This window comes from Paenibacillus sp. JT22N1 (assembly GCF_059692155.1).
The window spans coordinates 219,773-232,554 of record NZ_JCAUAW010000004.1; the positions used below are offsets into that span (position 1 = coordinate 219,773).

At 52.4% G+C, this 12,782-nt stretch carries 10 protein-coding genes and 1 pseudogene; 10 read left to right on the forward strand and 1 reads right to left on the reverse strand.

Annotated features, from left to right (window positions below):
• Positions 1 to 202 precede the first annotated feature (202 nt).
• The 10 genes from AC58UU_RS10125 (at position 203) to AC58UU_RS10170 (ending at position 11,544) form a co-directional block, all read left to right on the forward strand.
• The gene (locus tag AC58UU_RS10125) at positions 203 to 1,087 is read left to right on the forward strand and encodes an ABC transporter permease (RefSeq protein WP_409345952.1); all 885 of its coding nucleotides are present in this window, start codon (positions 203 to 205) and stop codon (positions 1,085 to 1,087) included.
• 18 nt (positions 1,088 to 1,105) lie between these two features.
• Complete coding sequence (locus tag AC58UU_RS10130; RefSeq protein WP_497315213.1) at positions 1,106 to 1,990, forward strand: carbohydrate ABC transporter permease; 885 nt, start codon at positions 1,106 to 1,108, stop codon at positions 1,988 to 1,990.
• A 62-nt stretch (positions 1,991 to 2,052) separates the two neighbouring features.
• Positions 2,053 to 3,591, forward strand: coding sequence for a type 2 periplasmic-binding domain-containing protein (locus tag AC58UU_RS10135; protein ID WP_497315214.1), 1,539 nt, complete (start codon positions 2,053 to 2,055; stop codon positions 3,589 to 3,591).
• Positions 3,592 to 3,711: 120 nt separating this feature from the next.
• Entirely contained in the window at positions 3,712 to 6,711 is a 3,000-nt protein-coding gene (locus AC58UU_RS10140; RefSeq protein ID WP_497315215.1) for an Ig-like domain-containing protein, read from the forward strand.
• 46 nt (positions 6,712 to 6,757) lie between these two features.
• The gene (locus AC58UU_RS10145; protein WP_497315216.1) at positions 6,758 to 6,907 is read left to right on the forward strand and encodes a hypothetical protein; all 150 of its coding nucleotides are present in this window, start codon (positions 6,758 to 6,760) and stop codon (positions 6,905 to 6,907) included.
• A gap of 368 nt (positions 6,908 to 7,275) precedes the next feature.
• Entirely contained in the window at positions 7,276 to 7,467 is a 192-nt protein-coding gene (locus AC58UU_RS10150; protein WP_497315217.1) for a hypothetical protein, read from the forward strand.
• 33 nt (positions 7,468 to 7,500) lie between these two features.
• Positions 7,501 to 8,280: an amidohydrolase family protein gene (locus tag AC58UU_RS10155; protein ID WP_497315219.1), complete on the forward strand. Its 780-nt coding sequence runs from the start codon at positions 7,501 to 7,503 to the stop codon at positions 8,278 to 8,280.
• 3 nt (positions 8,281 to 8,283) lie between these two features.
• Positions 8,284 to 8,445, forward strand: coding sequence for a Rieske (2Fe-2S) protein (locus AC58UU_RS10160; protein ID WP_497315221.1), 162 nt, complete (start codon positions 8,284 to 8,286; stop codon positions 8,443 to 8,445).
• 183 nt (positions 8,446 to 8,628) lie between these two features.
• Positions 8,629 to 10,932 carry a right-handed parallel beta-helix repeat-containing protein gene (locus AC58UU_RS10165; RefSeq protein WP_497315222.1) on the forward strand — a complete coding sequence of 768 codons (2,304 nt, stop codon included), beginning with the start codon at positions 8,629 to 8,631 and terminating at the stop codon, positions 10,930 to 10,932.
• Positions 10,933 to 11,376: 444 nt separating this feature from the next.
• Positions 11,377 to 11,544 carry a hypothetical protein gene (locus tag AC58UU_RS10170; protein WP_497315224.1) on the forward strand — a complete coding sequence of 56 codons (168 nt, stop codon included), beginning with the start codon at positions 11,377 to 11,379 and terminating at the stop codon, positions 11,542 to 11,544.
• Between the two features lie 216 nt (positions 11,545 to 11,760).
• On the opposite strand, the pseudogene AC58UU_RS10175 reads toward AC58UU_RS10170, so the two are convergent.
• Positions 11,761 to 12,782 (reverse strand): annotated as a pseudogene (locus tag AC58UU_RS10175) (Gfo/Idh/MocA family protein).

A 12,782-nucleotide genomic window follows, 5' to 3' on the forward strand; every position in this document is an offset into this window, starting at 1 on the left:
AAGCCTGATAGGACGCGCAGTTTCGGCAGTCTCCAATACCGACAACAATTGCACCTATTCAGCCGCTCTGTTCCCGGATTAAGCTGTTTGTAGCCGGCTAATTAGAACGAAGGGAGAGAGGATTATTCAAAACACAGGTTCGCTAGAAGCCGTTCCTATTGCCACCAGGCGAGATCAAGGCAACCGTCTGATGTGGAAGAGGGTGAAACGGTACAAATACATCTACTTGCTGGCGTTTCCAGCGGCGCTGTATTTTCTCGTATTTAAGTACGTTCCAATGTGGGGCATTTTGCTTGCTTTTCAGGAGTACAGTCCATTCCGTGGTTTTTGGAACAGCGAATGGGTCGGCTTCGAGCATTTTGCCCATTTATTCGCGAGCAATCAGTTTTGGAACTTGTTCCGGAATACGTTGCTCATCAATTTGTTTGGACTCGTGTTTTTTTTTCCGCTGCCGATTGCGTTGTCGCTCGTGCTTAACGAAGTAGGCCGAGAGTCCGTAAAGCGGGTTATTCAGTCTATTATTTATTTGCCTCATTTCCTGTCGTGGGTCATCGTCGTTAGCTTTACTTATTTTTTTCTATCCGTCGATTTTGGGCTGGTTAACAAAGTTTTCGCCGCCTTGGGGTGGGACAAAATCAGCTTCATGTCGGATCCGAACTACTTTTGGGGACTGCTGACCGCCCAAAGTATTTGGAAGGAAGTCGGCTGGGGGACGATCATCTTCTTGGCCGCGATCGCCGGGGTCGATCCGCAATTGTATGAGGCCGCTTACGTAGACGGAGCAGGCCGGCTGCGGCGGATCTGGCATATTACACTGCCTGCGATCCGCAGTACCGCCGTTATTTTGCTCATTCTCCGGCTTGGCCATATGCTGGATGTCGGCTTTGAGCAGGTGCTGCTGATGCAAAGCCCGCTAGTGCTTCCTGTCGCCGAGGTATTCGACACGTATGTATACAAGCGCGGGGTGCTTTCTGGAGAGCTGAGCTACAGCATAGCGGTCGGTTTGTTTAAATCGGTGGTCGGGCTGCTGCTTGTTGTCTCTGCGAATCAGCTTGCCAAACGTTCAGGCGAAGAGGGACTTTACTGATCGGGAAAGGAGAAACCAATGATTAGGTCAAAAACTACCGCCGTTTCGAAAGCCGCCGATGCTTTCATCTACATCATTCTTATTGCGGTTGCGCTTACGATGCTGTTTCCATTCGTTTATATTTTGGCGGTGTCGTTCACGGATGAAAGTGTCTACGTAAGCGGGGAGCTCGTACTGCTGCCCCCCAAATGGTCGCTGGATGCCTACCGGTACGTCTTGTCGACAGACAGCTTCTTTAATTCCTTTCGATCGACGGCATTCATCACGATTGTCGGAACGGTTCTGAATCTGCTCTTTACGACAACATTCGCGTATGCGGTGACGAAACAGGAGTTGCCTGGACGCCGCTTCCTACTTCTGATGGCACTGTTCACCATGCTGTTCAGCGTGGGAATTGTGCCGAACTATTTGCTTGTTAAGGAGCTTGGGCTGATCAATTCGCTCTGGGCACTTATTTTGCCGGGGCTGACCGGTGCGTGGAGCATATTCGTACTCAAGTCGTTCTTTCAGAGCTTGCCGCCCAGTCTGGAGGATTCCGCGCAAATCGATGGCTGCAACGACATTCAAGTGTTCGTGCGGATTATTTTTCCGCTATCACTGCCTGCGATCGCCGCTTTCTCGCTTTTTTTCGCGGTGGGATTATGGAATACATATTTCAGCGGCTTGCTGTATATCCGCGATGTGACGAAATGGCCGCTTCAGGTGCTGCTGCAGCAAATCGTGCTCGAGCCGAACAGCAGTATGGTCGGGGACGCTACGCAATTTGACTCCGAAGCAAAGCTGCCTCCAGAGACGATCAAGATGGCCGCCTTAATGATTGTCATGCTGCCGATTTTATTGGTGTATCCGTTACTCCAAAAATATTTTACCAAGGGCGTGCTGCTCGGCTCGGTTAAAGGTTGAAAAAGGATGCCTTCTTATGAATCGAATGATGAAATAGCAAATAAAAAGGGGAGGAAACAAAAATGGTACAAAGAAAAAGTGTGTTGGCCTTATCGCTCGCAGGTTCGTTATCTCTCTCGCTGTTAGCTGGCTGCTCTTCGGATAGTAAAGGAAGCTCGCCGTCTCCTGCTGCGACTACGGTGGTTGCGAAGCAGGAGGAACCCGTCGCAATCAGCTTCACGACCCCACTCTATAACGAGCCGCCCAATTTCCAGAGCGATTACTACAAGGAGCTGGATAAACGTGCTAACGCTAAGCTAACGATTAAAGCGGTACCGGTTAACGCTTACAAAGAACAGTTGAACTTGGCGCTGTCCTCGAACGAACTGACTGATGTCGTCGTCAATCTGGAGCTGTTCGACCCCGTTACGATCGGCGCGGTACGCCAGGGAGCATTCCATGATTTGACGCCGTATCTCGGAGATTTGAAAAAGTATCCGAATCTGGCGGGAATTCCGAAGCAAATTTGGGATAATTCCAAAATTGACGGCAAGGTATTTGCGATACCGCGTCCACGCGGATTGACCGATCAATCGCTGCATATTCGTAAGGACTGGCTCGACAAGTTGAGTTTAAAGGCGCCGTCGACCGTGGAGGAACTGCGCGACGTGCTGAAAGCGTTCGTCGAGAAGGACCCCGATGGCAATGGGAAAAACGATACGTACGGGCTGGCGGTGTTCGGCGCTACGCTCAATTCTGCGAGCGCGCCGCTCGGTTCGGCGTTCGGGGCAAATAAGCCGACGTTCGAGGGAGACAAGCTGCTCATTCCATGGATGACCAAAGGTTACCGTGATATGCTCGAATATTTCCGGGGATTGTACGCGGATAAAATCATTACCCAAGAGTATTCCGTGCAGAAATTTGGCCAGGATACGGAGATGTTTCAGAGTGGCAAAGCCGGAGTTGTAGGCAGCTCGATCAACGGGGCTTGGGACATTTGGACGAATGCGAAAAAGACGGACCCGAAGGCAGAAATTTTGACGCTGCCGCCGCTCAAAGGACCGGGAGGAGACGGGAGCTTCCTGCCGTCGGGTTACTTGGGAGGCATCATGATTTCCTCCAAGGTGCCGAAGGATAAAGTCGAGAAAATATTGAAATACCTGGATCAGTCTGCTTCCAAGGAGTTCGTCGATTTCGAGAAATACGGCATCGAGGGCAAGCACCATACGAAGGAAAACGGCGTTCCGAAAGTGAACGACGAGATGTTCAAGAAGGAAATCGGCAGCGCCAGCATGATGGTCGGCTATTTCGATCCTTACAATAAGGCACTGACTGCGAAAGCGACACCGGAGTTTAACGAGGTTCAGAAGAAAGTATCTGATCAATACGCGGCCAAAGGCGTGCCGAATCCGTTAGAGGGGCTCATCTCTGATACGAATGCGAAGCGTTCAGCCGATTTGTTCAAGGACCGCAACACGATCCTGACGAAGGTTGTCGTCGGCCAAAGCACAATGGAGGAGTGGGACGCTTACGTGAACCGTTTGAAGGCGGATCCTGACGTTCAAAAAATATTGAAGGAGTATGCCGATCAGTACAAGCTGAAATTCGGGGAGAAAAAATAGCGCTACAGGTATCGGGGAATAGGCTCGGGTCGCATAGACGAGGATGGCGGGCCTTTTCTTTCCAATCATAAGTAAACGCTTTCAAACGAGCGAAGATGATAATGTAACGGAGGTTAACTGATGAAAAGAAGGATATTACCTGTAATCATAATGTTGATTGTTACACTTGTGATCGGCCTGATTGCTCCTTCGCCGTGGTCGAATCTTCTGGCCGAAGCGTCAGGGGGCGCGAACATCGCTCCGGGCGCAACCGTAACGGCCAGCACATACGGAGCGCAGGACACGCCGGACAAAGCCATAGACGGGATCAAGGACAATAATGCGAGCAGATGGAGCTCCAAATGGTACGCAACGCCGCCGGCAGGCACGCCGAAGCTTCCGCAATGGCTTCAGCTGGAGTGGAATGCTCCCGCGAGCATCGATAACGTCCGGCTGTGGAGCGGCAACATGACGTCGCCCGGCTGGCAGCTCGTCGATTTCGAGATCCAATATTGGGACGGCTCCGGTTGGGTGACGGCAGCTGCGGTTTCCGGCAATGCCAAGGACGGCAAGCTCGGGCAGTTTAACGATTTGACGTTTGCGCCCATTCAGACGCAAAAGCTTCGCGTATATGTGACAGACGGCTGTCAATACGATACAGTGGCGCGCATATTCGAGATCGAAGTGTACGAGAGCGCCGGGCCAAGCCTGGAGACCGTACATATTGATACGGCCGAACGGCACCAGACGATCGAGGGCTGGGGCGGCAACGTGTATCCGCAATTTATTCCTCTGTTCGCGGCGAACGATCCGAATTACATGAACAAGATGCTGGATGAGTTGAAAACGACGAATATACGCGTTCGCAGCTACTGGTATTTGATGGAGGAAGCGAACGACGACGGCGATTCGCAAACATTCGACTGGAGCGAGTTTCAAGCGGGAGACAAAGGAGATGTGCATAAGGAACTGCTAGCTTTGCAAATGCTCTATAACCGGGGCGTGAAGCTGACGCTCGGTTCGTGGCGGTTTCCGAACTGGATGGTCGGCAAGCCGCCGGGGTACAACTGGTCCGGCGCCCAGATGACGCTGCCGGCCGATATGGACGACGAATACGCGGAAAGCATGGCAGGCTATTTGCTATATGCCCGCCAGCATTACGGCGTGACTTTCGACTATATTGCGGTCGCCAACGAGCCGAACGGCGGAGGCGTTTATATCAACGGCATTACGCCAGCACGATACGCGTCGCTTACGCAAAAGCTTAAACAGAAACTGCAAGCGAATGGCTATCGTGCCGAGTATTTGGCCGGCGATACGAACGCGGCGACCATATCCGCCGCACAGTATGCGGAAAGCGTCTTGTTTGAAGACGCTTATGCGAATCCAGAAGGGCAAAGGCTTTTTAACACTCTTTCCTATCACGCTTACGAGCGATCTGTCGCTGGGCTGCAGCGGTACGAGGAAGCGGCCCGGACTTACGGCGTCAAGCTGCATGTCGGCGAGCAAGAAGACCAGATCATCGTAACGGACAAAGACAAATGGTCACGCGCGATGAATAACGCCGTTGCCATTCACGATTCGCTCACTTACAGCAGGGCGAATTTGCTGCAATACTTCGCGTATTCGGCGACGGATAGCGGAGGCTTGGTCATTTACAGCTACAGCGGCAAAACGTGGTACCCCGTCTATGACATGCTTAAGCATTTTTATGATGCGGCGCCGTCGGGCTCCGTCATGATCGGGGCTCATCCTGATGCTTCGTCAGTTTCCGATCTGTACACCGTCGCGTTCGAAAAGCCCGACAGAAGGCTGGAAGTCGTCCTGATTAACACCGCAACCGAAACGCGCCAAGTGAAGCTTACCGGGGTCGGAAGCCGCATGTTTTCCGTGCGCAGCAGCGGCGAATTTACACGGAACTCGCTGGGACAGGATATTGCAGGCTCAGCGGCCGGAGAGGTTACGGTTACGGTCGCACCTAACAGCATCGTTTCGCTTTCGGAGAAAGCTGTAGGGGGGACGGTCCAAGCCCTTCAACTGAGCTCAGCCTCTTCCACTCCGTTAATCAAGGGAGATCGAGTTCAATTGTCGGCAGCGGCAAGCTACAATAATGGAACGGAAAGCAATGTGACGGCCGACGTGCAGTACGCAAGCAGCGACAATGCGGTAGCGACGGTGACGCGTTACGGTTTAGTAACGGGATTAAGCGCGGGAACGGCTGCGATTTCGGCGACGTTCGGAGGGCGAACCGCCGTCTATGAGCTGACGGTGGAAGCTATCGGGGTGCGATTGCTGCAGCTTAGCGGGCTTTCCTCTCCCGTTGACATAGGCAGCGAGCAGCAACTGGCGGTGACGGCACTCTTTTCAGACAACACATCTCGGGATGTGACGGCTTATGCTGAGTTTGCGAACAGCAGCCCGCTCATAGCGGGAGTGGATGCTGCGGGTAAAGTAACCGGCTTGTCGGTAGGTTCGACGGTCATTACGGCAACTTACAGCCATCTGTCAGTGGCTGTTCCTGTGATGGTGCAGAGCAGCAATTCCAGCATAGCTGCAAAATCGATGTTAACCGGTGACGGGTTTGTAAGCCCGGGAGAGGATTTTGCGGTACGGTACGGGTTAAAGGGAGTAACGGAAAGCGTGTACGCTCAAGATATTATCGTCAGCTTCGATCCTGCATTGCTGAAATACATTTCCGTTCAATCTTTACGGGAAGGCATCAGCATTGTAAGAGCTGTTAAACAAGATGAAGGCAAGCTGCGGGTCATTGTAGCGAGCCAAGGGTCCTGCTGCGGGTTCACCGGCGATGGGGACATAATCGCAATCGCGTTCAAAGCCAAAAACATTCAACAAACGGGTACAGCGAATGTTACGGTATCGAAAGTTATGCTAGGCGACGCTCTGGGCATAGAAAGCGAAGCTGCTTCTGCCTCGTTGGACATTCTCGTTGAACGTGTTACTCCTGGGGACGTAAACCGGGACGGCAAAGTGTCCGTAGGCGACTTGTCCGTCGCTTCCGTTAACCTGGGCAAAGGTAGCTTTGATCCAGATTGGAAGCGCTTGAAGCCAGCCGATCTGGACGGAGACGGCGTTTTGACTCCCACCGACCTAACCTTGCTCGCAAAGCTGCTGGTGAACTAAGGGGATGATACGGCAAGCCAATGTGATTTGGCCATAAGGGCTATTCATGTATCCGAATCTGGCGGGAATTCCGAAGCAAATTTGGGATAATTCCAAAATTGACGGCAAAGTATTTGCGATACCGCGTCCACGCGGATTGACCGATCAATCGCTGCATATTCGTAAGGACTGGCTTGACAAGTTGAGAACCGTTTGAAGGCGGATCCTGACGTTCAAAAAATATTGAAGGAGTATGCCGATCAGTACAAGCTGAAATTCGGGGAGAAAAAATAGCGTTGCAGGTATCGGGGAATAGGCTCGCATCGCATAGACGAGGATGACGGGCCATCATGAAAATCAGGATATGATGGGGGATCGCGCTATCCGAAATCCTCCAGTTTTCGATACGATCATCGAAAATCACCGATTTAATCCCCAACATGTAAGCGCCTCCCTAAGTAAAAAAATATAGAATTGTGATTGAATCATTCAAATAAATGCCGTTAAGTTCATGGTACAACGAACAAGGATATATTACAATCACATTACAGAACGCTTCTGACCAACTACACAAGGAGATTTGTGATGAAACCAAGATCGAAAGTGATTGATTGCGACGTCCATAACGCGTTAAAGAGCCATTTGGACCTGGTCCCTTACCTGGAGGAGCCTTGGAAAACGAGGGTGGCGGAGAACGGTCTCGGCTTGATGTTCTCCGGTTATTACTCCCCGATTGGAGTCGGAAGAAAGGATGCCGTACCGCCGGGAGGAGGATAAGTCGGCTCCGACTCAGATTTTGTCATCGAACAATTGATTGATTCGTATAACGTGGATTACGCCATCCTGACCGGGAACTTGTTCAGCATCTCGGTAGGGCACGAGCCGGATTTTGCTGCGGTTGTCTGCAGCGCTTATAACGATCTGCTCATCGACACTTGGCTGAGCAAAGACCACCGGTTCAAAGGCTCGATTCTGGTGTCGGCACAAGATCCGTTCTTGGCAGCCCGTGAGATAGATCGAATCGGGTCCCATCCCGGAATGGTCCAGGTCATCATGAGCAGTGCAACCCGGATGCCGCTCGGGCAGCGTTACTTCCACCCGATCTACGAAGCGGCTGAGCGCAATGGTCTGCCGGTCGCGGTTCATCCGGGGGCGGAGGGTGCGGGACAAGCGAATCCCCCGACTGCGGCGGGATACCCTACCTGGTACATCGAGTGGCATACATGCCTCTCACAGAACTTCATGGCGCAGCTCACCAGCCTTGTATGCGAAGGGGTCTTCGAGAAGTTTCCCGGGCTGCGGTTCGTGTTTATCGAGGGCGGAGTAGCTTGGCTGCCACACCTGATGTGGAGGCTCGACAAGAATTACATGGCGCTGCGTGCGCAAGTGCCTTGGCTGAAGAGGATGCCGAGTGAATACATCCGCGACCATTGCTTCTTCACGACACAGCCCATTGAGGAACCGGCCAATCCCAAGCATTTGAAGAGCATCTTCGATGTAAAAGGTGAATTTTATGCCATCCTCAATTATTGCCCGCATCAGGGGGCGGAGATTTGCAAAGGGCCAGTATGCGGAACGAGCTTGGAGTAGAGGGTGTATGAGTACAAATTCGGGCGGGAGGGAGAGATCGTCCGGTGCCCTTGGCACGGATGGGAGTTCGATTTGAAGACGGGAAAGTCGCTTGCGAAGGAGAAAGTCAGGCTGCGGTGCTATAAAGTCTTCGTAGAGGATGGCAAGATTGGGGTGGAGCTATAAAGCGATTCAGGTCAGCAGCGAAATCAAAGCGTTTTCCCCTAGCTCAAGAGCATTGTACGGACATTTTTGGTAGAAAAGTCAAATCGGGGGATTCGTCCCATGCGGAGCGTGTCCCGCCCGGACCACAGGATTATATTCGATCGGTATTTAAGCGATTTCATTACGTAGTAGGAGGAATGTACGATGGACGATAACCATGTAAAGATGACCGGGCGAAGCGAGGAAGAGACACAAACTGGACGGAACAGCGCGATCAGCAGAAGAGCAGTGCTGGCTTCGCTTGGGATGGCAGGGGCTGCGGTCATCGGATCGACGCTCAGCTCCGCTCATGCCAACGCCACTTCCGTATTGGAATCGGTATACGGAGATAAGGCCAAGAATCCGGATAAGCCGCCGAAAGATCCGAAGTTGAAGGACTACGGTAATACTGCGGTTCTGAAAAGCATGGTTGATCTTCTCACCGCACCGATGACAGTTGACACCTTGTACATCTTGCAGGGATACCACGCGAATACGGATTATGGCGGCGGCCTGTTCTATTGGAACCCGGGCAAGCCAAAGAGCGAACATAACGGCGGGACCGTAATAAGCCCGACTGTTCCGTGGGACGGATCTCGTGCAGGTCATCCCAACTTTCTTCTTGATGTCGGCGAGTTTCAGCCAGGCGGGCTTGGATGCTTCTGTCGTCCTGAACTCGAAAGCTATCCGGTGCAAATGTTCGGAGCGATAGCCGATTGGGATGGGGCAACTGGGTTCGATAACCGGATGGTAATAGAAACAACCATCAAGTCTGTTTATAAGACTGTTATCCCGAAGGGGGATTATGGCGTCGCTGCCGAGGGATCCATTTTCATCCAAGGTTACAATAGCAAGCGAATCGAGGGTGAAGGAACGCTTCACAAGATGGGCCTCAAAGGAATTTTTTCGTTTAACACTTGCACGGACATTACGATTAGCGGGATCGGTATGGATGGACAGATCGTCCGCGATGAGGCTAAAGGCGGCAACATATGGGATAGAACGCGTCCTGCCGTCAATTATGCGTTTGCAGTATCCTTCGCCAGTTGCCACCATTGCGAGGTAAGCGGTACCCGCATCTATGATTTTGCTTGGGATGGGCTGGTCGCACAGGGGAAAGTCGCGGTGGGCGGCGAGACGGCCACGATCTCGACCGAGATTGTTTTCCGGAACAATAAAATCAGCTCGATTCGCGGGAGCCAAATTTGGCTCAAGGCCGTTCACGGGGCGGATATTAGCCGGAACAAGCTGTATAACCCGACCGACTTCGCTCAGAAAGCCAATGCGGTATTTATCGTGGAGTGGTGCGAGGAAGTCACCGTCGCGCACAACCGAATGAACTTCATCGGGGACAACGCGGTCGGTATAGGCCAAATGCAGAACAGGATTGAGTTTGCCCGCAACAAGCGCATTACCGTCGATCATAACCTGATCAAGACAACCCGTTACCACTCCATCTTGATCGCTCAGGGCGAAGATATCGACGTTACGCATAACATTATTCACGAGGCCGGAGCCAAGTCCGTTATGCCGGGCAACAACTCGGTCGTTCTCACCGCCGCCATTACAATTTTGGCCGGAGGCGTAGAGCCCAGCAATGCGAGGGTTTCGGTCCAAGGCAACACGATCCGGAATCCGTATGAGTATGGAGTTTATGGATTTGATCGAGCCGGTACTTCTTTCGCCAAATCTTCCGAAGACATCTCTATAGAAGGCAACACGATAACCGGGGCGGGAAAACTGCCTACGGCAACCCGGATAGCAAGCGGCGGTATACTGACCCAATACCAGAAGCCGGTCAAAATCGGTGGCAATGTCATCGACTACATCACGGGCGACGGAATCCGCGTCGTCGGCGATGCGGTTATAGCCGGGAACGTGCTGTCTCAGTTGATCGGATTCGGCATTAACGTGCCGGCCGATACGATATGGGGCAATACGGATCTCAGTTCGGCACTAACCGGGAACACGGTCAGAGATGCGACACGAACAGGAATCAGCGTAGCAGGACGCGATCAAATAACGCTAACCGGCAACACGACTATCCGATGCGGCAGGGACGTCAATCCGGGAACAGAGAACATAACGACAGCAACCAGTTACGCCGGTATTTCTACATACAACATCAGGCTCGTACAAACCGGCGGCAACCATATGCGCGAATGCGGCTCCAGCGGCTTCGTGTCCCGACTGTGCGAGTATGTGCATGACACCGGCTCTACAATGTCGGAGAACGGCCAAGTGTTTACCGTAAACAACTTGAAGAGCGGAGCATATCTGGAAGGCAGCGCAACGCGACTGATAAAGGCGGCATTCCTGCTGCCGCAAGGCGATGGCGGTACGACGCAGTATTACCCGATCCGCATCTTGTACGCCGACCCATCGGCAGTCGCAGTTGACGGCCGGTTCACCAACCATACAGCCCCCAGTCTCGGAGTCAAAGCAAAATCTTTGATCAACATTCCATAATCAAGCAGAAGAAGTATGCCTGCGCCAAAGGCTGTGGAGGCCCCCGCCATATCATCAGCCATATCCTTCAAATGAATAGTGGGCATTCTCCACACGTTTCCGTCTGGAATTCATAAGCATGATTATGACAGCTTAGCCGAATCCCCTGGGAACGATCGTCAACTCACCGTTGTTCCCCTGGAAATAGGGAGGAATAAGAATGATGCCCCTTCTGCAAGCCGTTCGACCGGCGAAGAAGGGGCTTTTGCCTGTTTTCTTATTGACAAAAAAGTAATTAGGCAACGGGCAACTTTTGGACCCAAAAGGGACGCAGCATGAATGGAAGTCGGTGAAAGCTTGGTTTGAAAGCTTCTCGTCGAAGGCCGAGAAAGGGAATTCGTCTCGCTATTACTGCAGCGAGCTTACTCTAACGGCGAAGATCCGCAAGAAATTGTCGAAGCGCTGATGTCAAAGGCAATGGACCGGCGGACTGATGATAACATCAGCTTGCTCATGCTGAAGCCGCTGGGTCGAACAAAGTCGTTCAGCCAGCGTTTGCAGCTGGTTTGGAAACTGCTCTGGCACAGGCTGGGGCAGGGAACGAAAGCTTTTGCCGCTAAATATAAGTTATAGCACGGATCTGAAGCACTGCTTCGGGTCTTTTTGACTTTCAGAGTTTAACGTGTTCAGCGAAAAGAGTATTGGAGTTAAGATTCAATTCCTTCGAGCAACGCAAGCTGCAGCCGGTTCGCCGATGTGATCGTCAGCTGCAATGAAGCAGAAGTCATAGAAGCAAAACGCACACTTGCAATGCCGGTACAGCTTGCAAAGTGTACGTTTTTGTGTTGTTTATTCCAAGTTGATGAAATTGCCGGTTGCTTTCGATTCGAACGCGGCCAATATGACCTGAAGAGACCGCAGCCCTTCCTCGCCCGAAATTTCCGGCGGCGTCTTGGTAAGGATGCTGTTGACGAAGGCATCAATGACGCCGCTGTACGTTTGTTTCTCGTTCGTTGCGATCGCGCCTACCTTGTACCGTTCGATCGTCCCGCCTCGCAGTTCCACGATCACTTGGTCTTCCGGGTGAGTTCCGATCTTCATCACTCCGTTCTCGCACCAAAGCACCGTGCTGTTGTCCTGACCTTTGTAATACGTCCAGCTGGCGGCAAGCGTGCCAATGGTTCCGCTCTTCATCCGCAACAGGCAGATGGAGTTGTCGTCAACATCCGTGCCTGCTTTATGCAGCGTTTCGACAAAAGCGACTACTTCGCTTACTTAGTCGTCCAGCAGCCAGCGGATCAGGTCGGACTTATGGACGCCCAGGTCACCCATAGCGCCCATTACGGCTTCGGCCTTGCGGAAAAACCAGCTGTTTCGGCCGTCCAAGCTCCAGCCTTCCGGGCCGGGATGGCCGAATGAGGTGCGGAATGTCAGCACTTTGCCGAGTCGTCCGGACACCAAAATTTCTTTCGCTTTCACATGAGGTGGTATCACCGCTGGTTGTGGCTGACCATCAGATAAACGCCGTTGCGGTGGGCAGCCTCGATCATGGCTAAACCTTCTGCGGCGGTTGTCGCCATCGGCTTTTCAACCAGTACATGAGCGCCGGCGTTTGCAGCGGCAATTGCGGCAGGAGCGTGCAGATCGTTCGGTGTACAAACGCTGACCGCATCAACCTTTACATTTTTCAGCATGGTTTCATAATCGGCAAAAGCTTGTGCTTTGTACGTTTCAGCCAGCTTTTCCGCCCGCTCGGTGACAGGGTCGCTAAAAGCAACCAGCTCTACATTCGGGTTTTGCGCATACTCCGGGACATGGCGCCGGATGGCGATCGCACCGCAGCCGATGAGGGCGATTCTCAATTTGCTCAA